General features: G+C 74.8%; 16 protein-coding genes. 11 read left to right on the top strand and 5 right to left on the bottom strand.

The genetic code is table 11. The features are described from left to right. Positions 1-223: 223 nt before the first annotated feature. Complete coding sequence (locus STRAU_RS03840; protein WP_016638921.1) at positions 224-1,156, top strand: glycosyl hydrolase family 18 protein; 933 nt, start codon at positions 224-226, stop codon at positions 1,154-1,156. An 85-nt stretch (positions 1,157-1,241) separates the two neighbouring features. On the opposite strand, the gene crcB is transcribed toward STRAU_RS03840, so the two are convergent. Together crcB and STRAU_RS03830 are read right to left on the bottom strand one after the other, a co-directional pair. Beyond that, complete coding sequence (crcB, locus tag STRAU_RS03835; RefSeq protein ID WP_016638920.1) at positions 1,242-1,616, bottom strand: fluoride efflux transporter CrcB; 375 nt, start codon at positions 1,614-1,616, stop codon at positions 1,242-1,244. Continuing rightward, the gene (locus STRAU_RS03830) at positions 1,613-2,098 is read right to left on the bottom strand and encodes a fluoride efflux transporter FluC (protein WP_078620941.1); all 486 of its coding nucleotides are present in this window, start codon (positions 2,096-2,098) and stop codon (positions 1,613-1,615) included. The genes crcB and STRAU_RS03830 overlap by 4 nt, the downstream gene beginning before the upstream one ends. Before the next feature lie 178 nt (positions 2,099-2,276). Here STRAU_RS03830 and STRAU_RS03825 point away from each other — a divergent pair, with 178 nt between their 5' ends. The 3 genes from STRAU_RS03825 to STRAU_RS39900 all read left to right on the top strand — a co-directional run bounded on the left by STRAU_RS03825 (position 2,277) and on the right by STRAU_RS39900 (position 5,671). Beyond that, a complete protein-coding gene (locus tag STRAU_RS03825; RefSeq protein WP_016638918.1) occupies positions 2,277-3,308 on the top strand; it encodes an aminoglycoside phosphotransferase family protein in 1,032 nt (343 codons plus the stop codon). Between the two features lie 139 nt (positions 3,309-3,447). Further along, complete coding sequence (locus STRAU_RS03820; protein ID WP_052028940.1) at positions 3,448-3,747, top strand: WhiB family transcriptional regulator; 300 nt, start codon at positions 3,448-3,450, stop codon at positions 3,745-3,747. Between the two features lie 544 nt (positions 3,748-4,291). Next, positions 4,292-5,671, top strand: coding sequence for a hypothetical protein (locus STRAU_RS39900; protein WP_397892053.1), 1,380 nt, complete (start codon positions 4,292-4,294; stop codon positions 5,669-5,671). Here the strand turns inward: STRAU_RS39900 and STRAU_RS03815 are convergent. Beyond that, positions 5,563-7,830 (bottom strand): tetratricopeptide repeat protein, encoded by a 2,268-nt coding sequence (locus tag STRAU_RS03815; RefSeq protein ID WP_158692007.1) that lies wholly within the window; start codon positions 7,828-7,830, stop codon positions 5,563-5,565. The genes STRAU_RS39900 and STRAU_RS03815 overlap by 109 nt on opposite strands. A gap of 157 nt (positions 7,831-7,987) precedes the next feature. Then, positions 7,988-9,439: a dihydrolipoyl dehydrogenase family protein gene (locus STRAU_RS03810; RefSeq protein ID WP_037657368.1), complete on the bottom strand. Its 1,452-nt coding sequence runs from the start codon at positions 9,437-9,439 to the stop codon at positions 7,988-7,990. A gap of 117 nt (positions 9,440-9,556) precedes the next feature. Between STRAU_RS03810 and trxA the strand changes: the two genes are divergently transcribed. Then, entirely contained in the window at positions 9,557-9,952 is a 396-nt protein-coding gene (trxA, locus tag STRAU_RS03805; RefSeq protein WP_037657365.1) for a thioredoxin, read from the top strand. A gap of 60 nt (positions 9,953-10,012) precedes the next feature. On the opposite strand, the gene STRAU_RS03800 is transcribed toward trxA, so the two are convergent. Further along, entirely contained in the window at positions 10,013-11,110 is a 1,098-nt protein-coding gene (locus STRAU_RS03800; RefSeq protein ID WP_016638913.1) for a LacI family DNA-binding transcriptional regulator, read from the bottom strand. A 348-nt stretch (positions 11,111-11,458) separates the two neighbouring features. Here STRAU_RS03800 and STRAU_RS03795 point away from each other — a divergent pair, with 348 nt between their 5' ends. The 6 genes from STRAU_RS03795 to egtD all read left to right on the top strand — a co-directional run bounded on the left by STRAU_RS03795 (position 11,459) and on the right by egtD (position 17,917). Then, positions 11,459-12,880, top strand: a complete 1,422-nt coding sequence (locus tag STRAU_RS03795; RefSeq protein ID WP_016638911.1) for an amidase — start codon at positions 11,459-11,461, stop codon at positions 12,878-12,880. 80 nt (positions 12,881-12,960) lie between these two features. Further along, positions 12,961-13,296, top strand: coding sequence for a hypothetical protein (locus STRAU_RS38820; protein ID WP_016638912.1), 336 nt, complete (start codon positions 12,961-12,963; stop codon positions 13,294-13,296). 238 nt (positions 13,297-13,534) lie between these two features. Continuing rightward, positions 13,535-14,842, top strand: coding sequence for an ergothioneine biosynthesis glutamate--cysteine ligase EgtA (egtA, locus tag STRAU_RS03785; protein ID WP_052028938.1), 1,308 nt, complete (start codon positions 13,535-13,537; stop codon positions 14,840-14,842). Further along, on the top strand, positions 14,839-16,203 hold the full coding sequence (gene egtB / locus STRAU_RS03780) for an ergothioneine biosynthesis protein EgtB (protein WP_016638909.1): 1,365 nt from the start codon (positions 14,839-14,841) through the stop codon (positions 16,201-16,203). The genes egtA and egtB overlap by 4 nt, the downstream gene beginning before the upstream one ends. Next, positions 16,203-16,958, top strand: a complete 756-nt coding sequence (gene egtC / locus STRAU_RS03775) for an ergothioneine biosynthesis protein EgtC (protein WP_016638908.1) — start codon at positions 16,203-16,205, stop codon at positions 16,956-16,958. The genes egtB and egtC overlap by 1 nt, the downstream gene beginning before the upstream one ends. Then, positions 16,955-17,917 carry an L-histidine N(alpha)-methyltransferase gene (gene egtD, locus STRAU_RS03770; protein ID WP_016638907.1) on the top strand — a complete coding sequence of 321 codons (963 nt, stop codon included), beginning with the start codon at positions 16,955-16,957 and terminating at the stop codon, positions 17,915-17,917. Before egtC ends, egtD begins: the two co-directional genes overlap by 4 nt. Positions 17,918-17,929 lie beyond the last annotated feature (12 nt).

Raw genomic sequence — 17,929 nt, 5'->3', positions numbered from 1 at the left:
GCCGGTGCTGCGGCGCGTGCGGGCCGGGGCGGGGCGGGCGCGAGCCCGGGGCGCGGCCAGTCCCGCGGGGCGGTCCACGGCGCGCACTAAAGCGCATTAGTTCTCTCCGCGCTCTAGCCTGCGCTCCCCTCTCTCGTCAGAATTGCGGCGACCTCGATCGGTCCGGATCGGCAGAGAATCTGCCGCGGTCCGGCAATTCGGCGGAACCGGAGGAGAGTTCGGGATGAAGAGACGCAGTGTCCTTCTCGGTGCCCTCGCCCTGACGGTGGCGGCGGGCACGACGGCGACGGCCGCGCCCCGCGCCGCGGCGGGCAGGCGCGTCGTCGTCTATTACCAGACGCAGTACACGAACGGCAGATACGTCACGCCGCTCGACCTGACCCGGCACCGCACCGGCGTGACCGACGTCATCGTCGCCGCCGTGCATCTGAATGACCTCAACGGCCCTTACGCGCCGGTGCACTTGAACGACGACCCGCCGAGCGCCGCCAAGTTCGACCAGATGTGGCGCGACCTGAAGACGATGCAGGGCCAGGGCGTGCACGTGCTCGCGATGGTCGGCGGCGCGGCGCCGGGCAGTTTCACGCGGCTCGACACCGAATTCGGCACGTATTACCCGCTGTTGCGCGACTTCATTCGGAAGTACGGACTCGACGGCGTCGACCTGGACGTCGAGGAGCGGATGTCCCTCGCGGGCATCGAGCGCGTCATCGACGCGCTGCGCCGCGACTTCGGCCCGGATTTCCTCATCACGCTCGCGCCGGTGGGATCCGCTCTCAGCGGCGGCGGAAATCTCTCCGGTTTCGACTACGACCGGCTCTACCGCGACCGGGGCCGCGACATCGCCTGGTTCAACGCGCAGTTCTACAACGGCTGGGGCGGCATGGCGTCCACGTCCAGCTATGACGCGGTCGTCCGGCGCGGGGTCGTCCCGGCGTCGAAGGTGATCGCGGGAACCCTGACGGACCCGTCCAACGGCGGCAGCGGATACGTCACCCCGGCCCGGCTGAAGACGACCCTCCGGAGCCTGGTCGCCAAGTACCCGGACATGGGCGGCGTCATGGGCTGGGAGTACTTCAACTCGCAGCCGGGCGGGACGGCGGAGCCGTGGCGGTGGGCGGCGGAGGTGTCGTCGGCGCTGACCGCGGCACGCTGAGGGCGCACGGCGAGCACCGGGGTACTGGGCGGGCCCGGCCAGGGCAGCGGCGCCGCACCCTCCACGAGGCGAGGTGCGGCGTCGCTCACCCCCACAGTGCCTCGGCGACCGCCACGCCCAGGAAGGCCGTGCCCAGGCCCGCGGCGACGCTGCCGACGACGTTCGCCACGGCCGCGAACGGCATCCGGCCCTCGGCGAGCAGCAGCGTCTCGTACCCGAAGGTGGAGTACGTCGTCAGCGCGCCGCACAGGCCGGTGCCCAGGAAGAGCTGGGTGTGCGCGGACGCGGCACCCGCGCTCGCCGCGCCGGTGACGAGGCCGAGCACGAGGCAGCCCGTCACGTTCACGGCGAACGTCCCCCAGGGGAAGGCGGAGCCGTACCGCGCGCGCATCCCCCGGTCCGTCAGATACCGCAGCGGAGCGCCGATCGCCGCCCCCGCAAGCACCATCAGCCAGTTCACCGTCCGCCCGCCTCCCTTCGCCGTGCCCCTGCCCGCCGCCGCGCCACCGCCCGGCGCGTCGCCACCGTCGCCGCCCACACGGACGCGAGCGCGGTCAGCGGCGTCAGCGCGAGGTGGACCAGGCCGGTCCCCAGGTGCCCGCCGTCCAGCAGGCGCTCGGTGTCCACCGCGTACGTCGAGAACGTCGTGAAGCCGCCGAGCACCCCGGTGGCGAGGAACGGCCGCACCAGCGGGTGGACGGGGGCCCGGGCCCCCGTGACCAGGACCATGAGGACACCGATCAGCGCGCAGCCCACGGCGTTGACGCCGAACGTCGTCCAGGGGAACGCGCCCGGCTCGTCCGGCCACAGGAGCCCCGCGCCGTAGCGGGCGGCGGCACCGGCCGCGCCGCCGACGGCCACGGCGGCCACGACGGATCCCGGGGCAACGGCCACGGCGGGCGCGACGGGCCGCCCACCGCGCGGTTCTCGCAGGTCGTTCATCGCTCACATTGTGGCGCGTGGTGTCACGCGCGGGCGTGCGGGGGCGGTCGGCGCGGCCGGGAAAAACTCGGTGGACAGGAGATCGTCCGGTGGGTGGGATGAGGCTTTGCCCGTCCGGCCGCCACGGTCGGACCGGTGATCGCTGCCCGCTCGAGTCAAGGTCCGTCGAGGAGAGTCCGTGTCAACTGGTGGTGCCGGCAAGCCGTTCGCGTACGAGGAGTACGAGGATCACGACGACTTCGAGGACCATGAGGACGACGAAGACGGCGCGGACGGTGCCGACGCCGGCGGGCACGCCGAGGACGACGGCGACGTCCGCATCGACGAGCCGCTGCTGCGGCGGCTGCTCCGCGCGCAGTTCCCGCAGTGGGCGCCCCTGCCGATCAGGCCGGTGCCGCGCTCCGGGATGGACAACGCGACGTACCGCCTGGGCGACGACATGGCGCTGCGGCTGCCCCGCTACGCCCGCTGGGTCGGTCAGGTCGAGCGCGAGCAGCGCTGGCTTCCCCTGCTGGCCCCGCGGTTGCCGTTGGCCGTCTCCCAGCCGCTGGCCCAGGGCGAGCCCGGCGAGGGCTACCCCTTCCCCTGGTCGGTCTGCCGCTGGCTCGACGGCGAGCCCGCGACGACGGACGGCCTGGCCGATCCGCATCGTACGGCGGCCGAACTCGCCGAGTTCGTGACGGCGCTCCAGCGGATCGACGCGACGGACGGCCCGGAACCGCAGTGGAGCAATGCCTTCCGCGGCGCTCCGGTCGGCGCCGAGTGCGACGCGCTGACCGCCGACTCGACCGTACGCGCCAAGATCGCGAAGCTGCGGGGCATGGTCGACACGGACGCCGTCACGGCCGTGTGGGAGGAGGCCCTCGCGGCGCCCGCGTGGGACCGGCCGCCGGTGTGGCTGCACGGCGACCTCGCGACCGGCAACCTGCTCGCCGTCGACGGCCGCCTGAGCGCGGTCATCGACTTCGGCACGCTGGCGGTGGGCGACCCGGCGTGCGACCTGATACCCGCGTGGATGTTCCTGCCGACGGCGGCCCGCGCCACGTTCCGCGCGGCGGTCGGCGCCGACGACGCGACATGGGCCCGGGGCCGCGGCATCGCGCTCGCGGGGTCCCTGCCGGTCCCGGACGACCCGTTCTTCCAGCGGGACCCCGCGCGGGTGACGACGGCGCTGCGCCATCTGGAGGGGATCCTCGCGGACGCGGCGTGAACCACGGGGCGAACACAACCACGAGGGGCGATCACCAACCGCGGGGGGCGAACACGTGCGGCTCGAACTCCGCGTGTAGCCGACAAGCGAATTCGCCGAACTCCGTTTGCCCGCACCGGCCCCGGGCACCCGCCGCCGCATGGATGAGGTACCGCTGCGACAGGAGTGGATCCAACGGGCCGCGTGTGCCGACGAGGATCCTGATCTCTTCTTCCCGGTCGGGTCGACCGGCCCGGCCGAACGGGACCAGGAAGAGGCCAAACGAGTGTGCGAGCGCTGCCCCGTGGCGCGCCAGTGCCTCACGTACGCGCTGCGGTCCGGTCAGACGTCGGGCGTGTGGGGCGGCAAGGACGAGGGCGAGCTGGCCAAGCTGCGGCGCAAGCGGCGGGGCGCCGCCGACCGGGAGCCGGTCGGACAGGAGATCCGCCGCGCGGGGTGACGCGGCCTTCCGCGTACGTCCCGTTCGCCCCGCCTTCGCGCGCGGTTATCGTTGCGGACTGGCGGATGCCCCGTGCGTCCGCGGGACGCACGAAGTCGCGAGGGGGAAACGGGGCCCATGGGGCGGGCGGAGTGGATACGCGTGCCGGTCGGCGACGAGGCCGAGCGATGGGCGACGCGCGGACGCTGCCGCCACGTGCTGCTGATCGTCCACAACGTGACGTCCGCGACCAGGCTGCTCGACGTGCTGCCCCTCTTCCGTGACGACCTGCGTGTCCAACTGCTCGCGACCTGCACGGGCTCCTCGGCGTTCCGGGCGGGGACCACGGAACTCCTGGCGGAGGTCGGGGTGCCGGTGCTGCCCTGGGACCAGGCCCTGCGCACCCCCGTGGACCTGGCCCTCTCGGCCAGCTTCGGCGGCCAACTCCAGTCCTGCCATGGGAACTTGGCGATCCTCTCGCACGGCGTTGGCTACAATAAGAGACTCCGCAGCCGGGAGCCGGGAGCCGGGAGCCGGGAGGCCGGGAGCCGGGAGCCGGGAGCCGGTGTTCGGGTTGTCGCCGGAGTGGCTGCTCGCCGACGGCAGGCCCATCGCGGACGCTCTGGTGCTGTCCCACCCCGAGCAGGTCGAGCGGTTGCGGGCCGCCTGCCCGGAGGCCGCCGCGACGGCCGTCCTCGCGGGCGACCCGTGCTTCGACCGGCTGTTGGCCGCCCGCCCTCGCCGCGACCGGTTCCGCCGCGCCCTCGGCATGCGCCGCGGGCAGCGGCTCGTCCTGCTCAACTCCACCTGGAACCCCGAGTCGCTGTTCGGCGACGGCGGCGAGGACGTGCTGCCCGCGCTGCTGCCCCGCCTCACCGCCGAGCTGCCCGCCGACGAGTACCGCGTCGCCGCCGTGCTGCACCCGAACATCTGGCACGGACACGGCCCCGGCCAGATCAGGATGTGGCTCGACCGGGCCCGCCGCGGCGGCCTGACCCTGGTCGACCCGCTGCACGGCTGGCGTCAGGCCCTCCTCGCCGCCGACATCACGCTGGGCGACTTCGGCTCGGTGACCTACTACAGCGCGGCCCTCGGCACCCCGGTACTGCTCGGCGCGGCCGCGTCGGACGGCCTCGGCGAGGACTCCCCCGTCGCCGCGTTCGTCCGCGCCGCACCCCGGCTCGACCCGTACCGCCCCCTGCGGCCCCAGCTCGACGCGGCCACGGCCCACCACGTCCCCGTGCCCGGCCCCGCCGAGCTGACGTCGTCCGCCCCCGGGGACTCGGCCCGACTGTTGCGGCGCACGTTCTACGGCCTGATGGGGATACCGGAGCCCACGGAACCCGCGCTCCTGGACCCGCTCCCCCTGCCCCCGTACGAGCCGCCCGACCGCACCGCTCCCCTGCGCGTCATCACACGGTTGCGCGGGGCGGGCGAGATCGACGTCGCCCGGTACGCGCAGCCGCGCGGCGAACCGGACGCCGACGGTGAGGTGCACACCGCGGTGCACGAGGACACCCTGGACCCGCGCGACCTCACCCTCGCCGATGTGATCCTGCGCCAGGGCGCCCCGGACGACCTCCGGTTCGGCCCGCCCGCCGCCTGGGCGTCGGAGGTCCTCGACCGCCACCCCCACTGCGGCCTCGCCGCGTACATCACCGGCCCCGGAGACTGCACCGCGCTCACCCGCGACCGGCGCCTGCTCCGCCTGACCACCGACCCGCACGCGGCGGACCCGGGGGCCTGCGCCTCAGCGCTGTACGCGTGGCTGGCGGCGGGCAAGGGCCTCGACGAACTGGCGGACGGGCTGACGGTGTGGACCGGCGGGACACCCAGTCAGGTCGGCGTCGTGCCCGCCGAACCGGCGCCACCCCTGTTCGGGCCGCCCTCCCCGCCTTCGCCACCGGCACCGCCGTCCCGCAACGCCCGCAGATACGCGACGTGATACCCGGCGTTCTCCTCCGCCAGCGCCCGCACGGCCCAGTCGATCAAGGGCAGCGCTGCGTCGCGCCGGCCGCTGAGGACGTACAGCTCCGCTAGATCGGTGCGGGCCCGGGCGCCGTTGTACCGCTCTCCGCGCTCGTCGAAGAACCGTATGGCGTCGGTGAGACGCCCCTCCGCCTCGTCCAGGGGCAGGCCCTCGCGGAGCGCGATGCCGCGCTGCGCCCGGCCGCGGAATCGCTGCAACAGGGCCCGGATCCGCGGCAGGTCGTCGACCCCGTCGTCCCCGGGACCGATGCCGTCCGCGATGCGCCCCGACTCGGCGAAGAGGTCGTCGGCCTCCCGGAACGCCCAGCGCGCCAGCTTGACCCGGCCGAGCGTCTCGACGGCCGTGGCCTGCCCGCGCAGATGCCCGGCGCGCCGCTCGGCGACCAGGGCCGCCTCGGCCTCGCGCTCCGCTTCGTCGAAGCCGAGCGTCTCGATGAGGGCGGAGGCGAGGTAGATGTGCATGCGCCCGGCCATCCGCGTGCCCGGGCACACCGTGTCCGCGACCTGCGCCGCGGCCCGCAGCGCCGGCAGCAGCGTCTCGTGCCGGCCCGCCTTGAGCTGCACCGCCCACAGCGCTTCCATCAGGGAGCAGGCGGTGTCACCGAAGCCGAACTCCCCTGCGGCGAGCACCGCTTGGACGAGGTTGTCCAGTTCGTCGAGGAGCGCCGCCAGGGCCCGGCCCCTGTCCGGATACGTTCCCGGGGTGGCCCCCTCGTAGGCGGCGCCCAGATGCCAGCGCTCCGGCAGGGCGTCCAGGTCGGCCTGCACGGCGAACCGCAGATACCACTGGAGGGTGCGCTCCATGGCCCGGGAGCACCCGGGGACGCCGTCGTCCCGTGAGGCCATGCGCTCCGCGTGCCCGAGCACCAGCGGCCGGTACCGGTGACGCCCGGGGCCGACCCTTTCCAAAAGCCTGAGCTCGACCAGGCAGTCGAGTCCCGCGCCCGCGGCCTCCTCCGTCACCTCCGCCGCGGCGGCGACGGGCCCGGCCGTGAAGGCGGGCCAGGGCCACAGCGCCGCACGCCGGTAGAGCCGGGCGAGACCCGGGTCGAGGGCCCGGTAGATGTCGTCGAGAAAGGCGTCGCCGTCGCTCACGGAGCCCCCGCCCGTCGTGTCGTCCGTCCGGGGCCCGGCATGGGGGAGGAGGGTCCCGGCGTCGGGCACGCGGGTCCTGGCATCGGGGACGAGGGTCCCGGCATCGGGGACGAGGCCCGCTGCCCACTGCGCGGCGGTGGCCCACAGCGCGTACGGCGATCCGGCGCACCGCGCGAGCGCGGCCGGGAGCGCGGGGCCGAGCCGCCCCACGACGTCGCTGCCCGCCGCCTCCTTCAGCAGGTGCAGGGAGTGGCGTCTGGACAGCGGCTCGACCGCGATCGGCGCGGCGTCGAGCCCGGGGAGCCGACGGCGGGCGACGACGACGGTGAACACGTCCGCCGAGGCCGCGAGCAACGGGCCGGCCTGCGCCGCCGAGTGGGCGTGGTCGAGGATGACGAGCATCCGCCGCCCGTCGACGAGCCGCTGGAAGAGTGCGGCCCGGTCCCCCGGCCCAGGCGGAATGTCCCCGTCCGGCACGCCGAGGCCGCGTAACGCCGACCGCAGCGCCGCCTCGGCGTCGAGCCCCGTGCCCGCCCGGCCGCCGGCGAGGTCGACGTACAGCCGCCCGTCGGGATACCGGTCGTGCGCGCTCGCCCCGAACTGCACGGCGAGCCCGGTGGTGCCGATGCCCTCGGGCCCGTACAGCAGTGCCCGGCGGGGTCGCCCGTCGTGTTTGCGCAGGGCCTCGCGCCGCAGCCTGCGCAGGGGCTCCTGGCGGTCGACGAACGTCCGGATCGCCGGGGGCGGCGGTGTCACGGAGAGCACCATCGGCTGCTGGAAGGTCCGCAGGGCCAGCCCTTGCAACTCCGCGAGCCTCCCGGCCACGACCGGATCCCGGCGGGCCGCCTCCAGCAACTGCGGTGCGAGCGCCGCCAGTTCGGCCGACCTCTCGGGTGCCCGCGCCTGTCCGCCGAAGAGCCCTCCGACGAGCAGGTACAGCTGTTTCCCGGCCTCGTTGGCCATGCCGGACCCCACCGCCGCCAGCGTCGCCGTGATCATCCCCAGCGATATGGGATCCACCCTGCCCCCGCTCTCCCCGGGCGCGCGCACCGTCGCGCCGCTCTCCTGGCAGGCCACAGTATCGGCGCCTCGCGGAGACGAACATCATCCGGCGGCACGGCGCCCGCCTCCGCGACAACTTCCGGCCACCGCCTGGCCAGTTCGCGCCGCGCGGCCCTCAGCCCCGGTACGTCTCCAGCAACCGCAGCCACACCTCGCTGATCGTGGGATACGACGGCACCGCGTGCCACAGACGCTCGATGGGCACCTCCCCCGCGATGGCGATCGTGGCCGAGTGGATGAGTTCGCTGACGCCGGGGCCGACGAAGGTCACGCCGAGGAGGATCTCCCGGTCGAGGTCGACGATCATGCGGGCCCGGCCGCGGTAGCCGTCGGCGTAGAGACCGGCGCCGGCCACCGATGCCATGTCGTAGTCGACGGCGCGGACGCGGTGGCCCGCGGCCTCGGCGGCGGCGAGGGTGAGGCCCGCGGAGGCCGCCTCGGGGTCGGTGAAGACGACCTGGGGGACCGCGGCGTGGTCGGCGGTGGCGCTGTGCGCGCCCCAGCGGTCGGTCTCCAGGAGGGGGGTCTTCCGGGCGCGGGCCGCGATGGCTGCGCCCGCGACGCGTGCCTGGTACTTGCCCTGGTGGGTGAGGAGCGCCCGGTGGTTCACGTCGCCGACGGCGTACAGCCAGTCGCTGCCGGCCACCTTGCAGCTGTCGTCGACGGGCAGCCACGCGCCGGGTTCCAGGCCGACCGTGTCCAGGCCCAGGTCGTCGGTGCGCGGGGCGCGGCCGGTCGCGAAGAGGATCTCCTCGGCCTCGACGGAGGTGCCGTCGTCGAGGCCGACGGTGACGGTGGCGCCCTCCCGGCGCACCTCGGTCACCGAGGTGTCCGTGCGGACGTCGGCGCCCGCCTCGCGCAGCGCGTCCGCGACCAGCTCCCCGGCGAACGGCTCCATCTTCGGCAGCAGCCCCCCGCCGCGTACGAGCAGCGTGACCCGGGATCCGAGGGCCTGCCAGGCCGTGGCCATCTCCACGCCGACCACGCCGCCGCCGACCACGACCAGGCGGCCGGGCACGTGGTCCGCGCTGGTCGCCTCGCGGCTGGTCCACGGCTTGGCGTCGGCGACGCCCGGCAGGTCGGGCACGACGGCGCGGCTGCCGGTGCACACGGCGACGGCGTGCCGGGCGGTGAGGCGGCGGAGCGTGCCGTCGGTGCCGGTGACCGTGACCTGGCGGGTGCCGGCGAGGCGGCCCTGGCCGCGGTAGAGGTCCACGCCGATGGAGTCCAGCCAGCCGACCTGGCCGTCGTCCTTCCAGTGCGAGGTGTAGTAGTCACGGTGCGCGAGGACCGCGGCCGCGTCGAGCGGGCCCTCGGCGAGCTGCCGCAGTCCCGGGACGCGGCGGGCGTCGGCACGGGCCACGGCCGGGCGCAGCAGGGCCTTGCTGGGCATGCAGGCCCAGTACGAGCACTCGCCGCCGACGAGCTCGCTCTCCACGATCGCCGTGCTGAGGCCCGCCGCGCGGGCGCGGTCGGCGACGTTCTCGCCGACCGGTCCGGCGCCGAGGACCACGACGTCGTAGGTGATCGTTTCGCTGGCTTCGGTGGCATCCGTGGCATCGGTCATGAGGACAGTCTGGTCCCAGGTGTGCGGCGTGGCCACATGGGTACGCGCGCGGAATACGGCCGTCGCCCCGGCCGTTGTGCACGACGGCTTCGCCCTCATCAGGAAGAGAGACAGACCATGAGCAGCACGACAGTGGAGCTCACGAAGGAAAACTTCGACCAGACGATGACGGACAACGACTTCGTCCTGATCGACTTCTGGGCGACCTGGTGCGGGCCCTGCCGCCAGTTCGCCCCGGTGTACGAGAAGGCCGCGGAGGCCAATCCCGACCTGATCTTCGGCAAGGTCGACACGGAGGCGCAGCCGGAGCTGGCGGCCGCGTTCGGCATCCAGTCGATCCCGACGCTGATGATCGTCCGCGATCAGGTCGCGGTGTTCGCGCAGCCCGGCGCGCTGCCGGCGGAGGCCCTGGAGGACGTCATCGGCCAGGCCCGCAAGCTCGACATGGACGAGGTACGCAAGTCCGTCGCCGAGCAGCAGGCGCAGGCGCAGGCGGGCGGCGCGGAGCAGTAGGCGGAGGCGGCCGCCCGTCCGGCTCGATCGCCTGATCGCCCGTCCCGGCCGCCCGCCCGGTCAGCTCGACTCGCGGTGCACGACGCTCGCTCCGAGTACGTCGTGCACCTCGGGTTGGCCGCCGGGTTCGCGCACCACCCGGTCGACCAGCTCCGCGAGGCCACGGCCCGAGGGCAGCTCGATGCGGACGCTGCTCAGGCGCGGGCGCAGCAGCCGGCCCAGCATCAGGTCGTCGGCGCCGACGACGGCCACCTCGTCGGGGACGCGGATGTCCCGGTCCTGGAGGGCGCGCATCAGGAGCATCGCGTACTCGTCGTTGTACGCGAACACGGCGTCGAGGCCGAACGCGGACCAGTGGTCGGCGATGCGGGCCGCGGAGTCCTCCGTGTAGGCGAGGGGCAGCTCGGTCACCTCGTCGTCGCCCGCGGCCCGCACGGCGGCGCGTACGCCGTCGAGGCGCGGCCGGGAGAAGGCTTCGAGGCCGGGTTCCTCGGGGACGACGACGCCGATGCGGCGGCGGCCGCCGGCCAGCAGGTGTTCGGCGGCGGCGCGGCCGACCAGGCGCTGGTCCATGAGCAGGGCGTGCGCGCCGTCCGCCCGCTGCGGGCCGAGGGTGAAGACCGCCTTGGCGCCGGAGCGTTTCAGGACCGCGACGCCGCGGGCGCCGAGCGCGGTGGCGTCGGGCGCGAGGACGGCGACGGGGCGCAGCTCGGCCCAGGCGCGGGCGGCCTCCTCGCCGGTCAGGCCGAGGCTGCCGTACTGCACGACCGTGTAGTCGAACCGGCTGAGCGCCCATTGGAGTTCGTTGAAGAACTGGCTGAACAGCGGGCCCACGGCGATCTGCGGGGTGGGCATGAGGACCATGCGGGTGTGCCCGGCGCGCAGGCTGCGGGCGGCGGCGTGCGGGACGTAGCCGAGTTCCTTGGCGGCCGCGTGCACCCGGCGGCGGGTGGGCTCGCTGATCCGGACGGCGCTGGTGTTGTTCAGGACGTAGCTGACGGTGGCGCGGGAGACGCCCGCGAGGCGGGCGACGTCGGCGCTCGTCGGGACGGAGTGCGGGGTGGAGTGCGAGGTGCCCTGCGGCACGGAGTCGGGCGGGGGGCTCGGCGCGTCCGGCGCCGGCCCCGGCGCGGGCTGCTGCTTCGGTATCTGCACCATGACGAGCGCAATCCTTCCAGACTGCCCCGGGGCGCACCCAGGCGGGCGCGGGGGCGCTGCCGGGCAGGCGCCGGGGCATGGCCGCGCACGGCGAACCGCCTGGTCGCGCGACCCGTCACACACGCCCGCGACGGCGCACGCACGGCTCTGAGGGGGCGTCGCACGCCGCTCCCGCGCGCCGCCGCGGAAGTCCGCCGCACCCGGCGGGCGGCGCGAACTCCCCCATCCGGATACCGCGTTGGGCCGCCGGAGGCTACCGTTCGGTAAACCTGCCCGACCGGGCGGCCCCCGCCACGTCCCCCACCACGCGCCCGCGCCCGCACGCCGCCCGACCGGAGGTTCCCCCACATGACCGCCGACCGTTCCGCCGGCCTCGCGGAGACCGCCCGTGCCCTGGCCGAGGGCGAGGTGTCCGCGCGGGAGTTGACCGAGCGCGCCCTGGCCCGGATCGAGGCGGCGCAGCCCGTGCTCAACGCGTTCCGCGTGGTGCGCGCCGAGGCGGCGCTCGCCGAAGCGGACGCCGCCGACCGGGAGTTGGCGGCGGGCGGGCGGGGGCCGCTGCTCGGCGTGCCGCTCGCGGTGAAGGACGACACCGACGTGGCGGGCGAGCCCACCGCCTTCGGCTGCCCCGGCGACTTCCCGCCGAAGGCCGAGGACGCGGAGGCGGTGCGCCGGCTGCGGGCGGCCGGGGCGGTGATCGTCGGCAAGACCAACACGTGCGAGCTGGGGCAGTGGCCGTTCACGGAGGGCCCGGCCTTCGGCGACACCCGCAATCCCTGGCACACGGGGCACACGCCGGGCGGCTCTTCGGGCGGCTCCGCGGCCGCGGTCGCCGCGGGTCTGGTGCCGGCGGCGCTGGGCTCGGACGGGGCGGGCTCGGTGCGGATACCGGCGGCGTGGACGCATCTGGTCGGGATCAAGCCGCAGCGCGGGCGCATCTCGACGTGGCCGTGGCCGGAGGCGTTCAACGGCATCACCGTCAACGGCCCGCTGGCCCGTACGGTCGCGGACGCCGCGCTGCTCCTGGACTCGGCGAGCGGCAACCACGACGCCGATCTGCACCAGCCGCCCGCGATCCGCGCCGCCGAGGCCGCGACGCGCGAGCCGGGACGGCTGCGGATCGCGCTGTCCCTGGGCATGCCGTTCACGGCGACGCCCAAGCGTCTGCATCCGCTGGTGCGCGGCAAGGTCGTGGCGCTCGCGGAGCGGCTGACGGCGCTGGGCCACGAGGTGGCGGAGGCCGATCCGCGGTACGGCCAGATCGGCCTCGCCTTCGTGCCGCGGGCCACGGCGGGCGTCGCCGACTGGGTGCGCGAGGTGCCGGACCCCTCGCGGCTCGACCGGCGCACCAAGGAGGCCGCGCGCCTGGGGAAGCTGCTCGGCGGCGCGCCCCTGCGCCTCTCGCGCCGCGCGGAGGCCACCCTGCACCGGCGGGTGGGCGCGGTCTTCGACACGTACGACGTGGTGCTCGCGCCCACGACGGCGACCCCGCCCCCGCGCGTCGGCACGATGGCCGGGCTCAGCGGCTGGCGCACCGACCAGGCGATGATCGCGGCCTGCCCGTACGCGTGGCCGTGGAACGTGCTCGGCTGGCCCGGCGTGAACGTGCCCGCGGGCCGGGTGGCGGGCGGCCTGCCCGTGGGCGCCCAGCTCCTCGGCCCCGCGGGCAGCGAGCCCCTGCTGATCTCCCTCGCGGCCCAGCTGGAGGACGACCTCCGCTGGCACGAGCAGTGGCCGACGCCGCTGGCGGACACGCAGGCGGCGCCGTGACGCGGCGGGCCTCCGCCGAGAACCCCGGTTCCGCCGAAAATCCGGTGCGGCCGCCGCCCCGCCCGCCTACCGTCCAGGGCGTGCAGATCTACGAAATCCACATCCACGGATGCGCCGGGACGGACGCGGCGCTCGCCCTCCAGGAACCACTGGCGCGGCTGCTTTGTCCGGTCGAGGACCACGAGGGCCCCTGCGAGGTGCCGTGGGGGTTCACGCTGCGCGACGAGCGGGGCGAGGACGCTCCGGAGCGGGTCCTCGTGCTCGGCATCTTCGCGAGCGCGGAGAAGGCCGCCGAGGTCAGGGACCGGGTGCAGGAGTTCGTCGGCGCGGCGCACCCCGCCGCACTGAGCGGGGCCGTCACCGACACCTTCGACGAGCTGGCGGACCAGTACCGCATCGAGCAGGGCCCGGCCTGACAGGCGCCACGCTCCGCGTGCCGTGCGCCGCCCGGTCCCGCATCCTGGACGTGGCCCCGTACGGATACAGCTCCCCCATGCCGAACATGAACAGACGGTGTGCCGTGCCTGTCTGCCGTCGCAACAGCATTTCCCGGCCATGAGGGCACTCTTGTGCGAAATAGCTTCACGGTCTTGGGTGTTACGAGCGCTGCCCGGGCAGTTCGTCCGGGCGGACCGGAACAGGAGGATCCCCGACATGCCCGAGGGAGACTGTACGAACCGCCGCGCCCGGGTCGGCGACGCCGTGACCGAGGCGGAGATCGAGGCGCTGGTGCGCGGCATCTGCTTCAAGACGGGCCCGCCCACCACTACCGGTGTGGAGCTGGAATGGCTCCTGCACGCCCCGGACGCGCCCAGCGTCCCCGTGTCGTCCGCCCGCGTCGAAGCCGCCCGCGCGGCCCTGCGGACCAAGTCCCTGCACTCCGCGGTGACCGTCGAACCCGGCGGCCAGCTTGAGCTCAGCTCGCTGCCCGCCGCGTCGCTCATGGAGTGCGTGTCGACCGTATCGGCCGATCTGGCCGTCGTACGCGACACCCTCAGACCCCTGGATCTCACCCTCACCGGCCTCGGCGCCGATCCGTGGCGCGCCCCGGCCCGCATCCTGCACGAGCCGCGCTACGAGGCCATGGAGTGCTGGCTGGACCGCGCGGGCGACGCGGGCCGGCGCATGATGTGCTCCACGGCGTCGGTGCAGATCTGCCTGGACGCGGGGTACGAGGAGCCGGGGCCGCTGGGCTACGCGCGCCGCTGGCGGCTCGCGCACCTGCTCGGCCCCGTGCTGGTCGCCGCGTTCGCCAACTCCCCGCTGCAGGACGGCCGCCGCACCGGCTGGCGCTCCACGCGGCAGGCCGTGTGGGCGGGCATCGACCCCGGCAGGTCGGGGGCGCCCGCGCTCGACGAGGAGCCGCGGGCCGCCTGGACACGGCACGCCCTGGACACGCCGGTGATGTGCGTGCGCGCCGACACCGCTCCCTGGCTGGTGCCGGACGGGCTGACCCTGCGGTCCTGGGCCCGCTCCGGCGAGCCGAGGCCGCCCACCCGGGACGACCTCGACTACCACCTCACCACGCTGTTCCCGCCGGTCAGACCGCGCGGCCACCTGGAGCTGCGGATGGTCGACGCGCAGCCCGGCGAGGACGGCTGGATCGTCCCGCTCGCGGTGACGAGCGCGCTGTTCGACGATCCGGGTGCCGCCGAGACGACCTACCGCACGGTCAAGCCGCTGGCCGAGCGGGCGGGCGCGACACCGCCGCCGCACAGCCCGCTGTGGCTGGACGCGGCCCGGCACGGCCTCGCCGATCCGGAGCTGCACGAGGCCGCCACGGCCTGTTTCGCCGCCGCGCTCGACGCGCTGCCGCGGCTCGGCGCCGACGCCCGCGTGCTGACGGCCGTCGCGGCGCACGCCGACCGGTATGTCGCACGCGGGCGCTGCCCCGCCGACGACCTGCTCGACGAGGAGCACGCACACGGGGCACCCCTGCCCGGGAAGGACGCACACCGATGACCGGTTCCACGACGGGACCCCAGCACGGCTCCCCGACCGACCCCGAGGCCCTGCGGGCGCGCGCGCAGACCGCGCTGCTCGCCGCCCGGGAACGCACCGCCCTCCTCACGTCCTGCGTGGAGGACCCCGAACTGACCGCCCAGCACTCGCCGTTGATGTCCCCACTGGTGTGGGATCTCGCGCACATCGGCAACCAGGAGGAGCAGTGGCTGCTGCGCGCGGTCGGCGGCCGTGAGGCACTGCGCCCCGAGATCGATTCGCTGTACGACGCGTTCGAGCACCCCCGTGCGGCCCGCCCCTCGCTGCCGCTGCTCGCCCCCGACGAGGCCCGCCGCTACGCCGCCGACGTACGCGGCCGCGCCCTCGACGTCCTGGAGAGCGCCCCGTTCCACGGCTCGCGGCTCACCGACGCGGGCTTCGCCTTCGGCATGATCGCGCAGCACGAACAGCAGCACGACGAGACGATGCTGATCACCCATCAGCTGCGGGCGGGCGCCCCGGCGCTCACCGCCCCGGACCCGGATCCCGCACCCCCGTTCACCGGGCCTTCCGAAGTCCTGGTTCCCGGCGGCCCGTTCATGATGGGCACGTCCGCGGAGCCGTGGGCGCTCGACAACGAACGCCCCGCGCACCGGCGCCTGGTGGAGCCGTTCTTCATCGACACCACGCCGGTCACCAACGCCGCGTACCAGCGCTTCATCGACGCGGGCGGCTACGACGAGCCGCGCTGGTGGCACGAGCGCGGCTGGGAGACGGTGCGCCGCAACAAGCTCACGGCGCCGCTGTTCTGGCGGCGCGAGGCGGGCCAGTGGCTGCGGCGCCGCTTCGGCACCCTCGAACCGGTGCCGGACGACGAGCCGGTGCTGCACGTGAGCTGGTACGAGGCGGACGCGTACGCGCGCTGGGCCGGGCGGCGGCTGCCGACGGAGGCCGAGTGGGAGAAGGCCGCGCGTCACGATCCGGGCGAGGACCGGTCGACGCGCTACCCGTGGGGCGACGCAGACCCGACGCCGGACCGCGCGAACCTGGGCCAGCGCCATCTGCGCCCGGCGCCCGCGGGCAGCTATCCGCAGGGCGAGTCGCCGCTCGGCGTACGGCAGTTGATCGGCGACGTGTGGGAGTGGACGGCGAGCGACTTCCTGCCCTATCCGGGCTTCGTCGCCTTCCCCTACCGCGAGTACTCGGAAGTCTTCTTCGGCGGCGACTACAAGGTGCTGCGCGGCGGCGCCTTCTCCGTGGACGCCGTGGCCTGCCGGGGCACGTTCCGCAACTGGGACCACCCGGTGCGGCGGCAGATATTCTCCGGCTTCCGCACGGCACGCGACGTCACGGCCGCCGAGACCGCCCAGGGGCTCGTCTGATGTGCCGTCACCTCGCGTTCCTCGGCGAGCCGCAGGCCCTCGGCGCGCTGCTCGTGGAGCCCGCGCACAGCCTCTTCCGGCAGTCGTGGGCGCCGCGCAGACAGCGGTACGGGACGGTCAACGCGGACGGTTTCGGGGTGGGCTGGTACGCGGACGGCGATCCGGTGCCGGCCCGCTACCGCCGTGCCGGGCCGATCTGGGCCGACCAGTCGTTCGCCGACCTGGCCCGCGTGGTGCGGTCCGGCGCGGTGCTCGCCGCCGTGCGCGACGCGACCCTCGCGGGCGCGGACGGGGAGGCCGCGGCGGCGCCGTTCGCCGCGGGACCCTGGCTGTTCAGCCACAACGGCGCGGTGTCCGGCTGGCCCGACTCGCTCGCCCCGGTGGCGACCGGGCTGGCCCCCGCCGACCTGCTGTCCCTGGAGGCCCGCTGCGACTCGGCCCTGGTGTGGGCGCTGGTCCTGGAGCGCCTGCGGCGCGGCGACGAGCCGGCCCAGGCACTCGGCGACATCACCGTCGAGGTCGCCCGCGCGGCGCCCGCGTCCCGCCTGAACCTGTTGCTCACCGACGGCGAGACGATCGCCGCGACAGCCTGGGGCGACACCCTCTGGTATCTCGCCGATCCGGGCCGCTCCACCGTCGTGGCCTCCGAGCCGTACGACGACGACCCGCGCTGGCGCGAGGTGCCCGACCGCACCCTGCTCGCCGCCGGCGCCAACGACATCCTGCTGACCCCGCTCAAGGAGCCCACTGCGTGAGCCCGTTCCTGCTGACCCGCACCCTGCCCGAGGACGCCACCGGCGCCGCGCTGCGCGCCGACGTCCTGCACGGCCTGACCCGCACCCCGAAGTCGCTGCCGCCCAAGTGGTTCTACGACGCGCGCGGCAGCGCCCTGTTCGACGAGATCACCACGCTGCCCGAGTACTACCCGACGCGCGCCGAGCGGGAGATCCTGGTCGCCCGCTCCGCCGAGATCGCCGAGGTGACGGGCGCGCGCACGCTCGTCGAGCTGGGCTCGGGCTCCTCGGAGAAGACCCGCCACCTGATCGACGCGCTGCCCGCGCTGCACACGTACGTCCCCGTCGACGTCAGCGAGTCCGCGCTCACCGGCGCGGCGAACACGCTGCTCGCCGAGCGGCCCGCGCTGGACGTGCACGCCCTCATCGCCGACTTCACCCGCGGCCTCGCGCTGCCCGGCACGCCGGGACCGCGCCTGGTCGCCTTCCTCGGCGGCACCATCGGCAACCTGCTGCCCGCCGAGCGCACCGCGTTCCTCACCTCGGTACGCGGCCTGCTCTCCCCCGGCGACGCGCTGCTCCTCGGCACGGACCTGGTCAAGGACGAGTCGGTGCTCGTGTCGGCGTACGACGACGGGTCGGGCGTGACCGCCGCGTTCAACAAGAACGTCCTGCACGTCATCAACCGCGAGCTGGGCGCGGACTTCGACCCCGACGCGTTCGCGCACGTCGCGGTCTGGGACCGCGACCACGAGTGGATCGAGATGCGGCTGCGCGCCCGCGCCGCCCAGACCGTGAAGGTCCCGGCGCTCGACCTCGCCGTGCACTTCGAGCGGGACGAGGAGGTCCGTACGGAGATCTCCGCGAAGTTCCGCGAGGAGGGCGTGAAGTCCGAACTGGCCGCGGCGGACCTGTCATTGACTCACTGGTGGACGGACGAGAGGGGCCGCTTCGCACTGTCGCTGAGCACACCGGCCTGACGGCTGAGAGCG

The organism is Streptomyces aurantiacus JA 4570 (assembly GCF_000414115.1).
In the GTDB taxonomy this organism is placed as follows: domain Bacteria; phylum Actinomycetota; class Actinomycetes; order Streptomycetales; family Streptomycetaceae; genus Streptomyces; species Streptomyces aurantiacus_A.
Note: the sequence above shows the minus strand (reverse complement) of the source record. Positions and strands in the feature narration are given on the sequence as shown.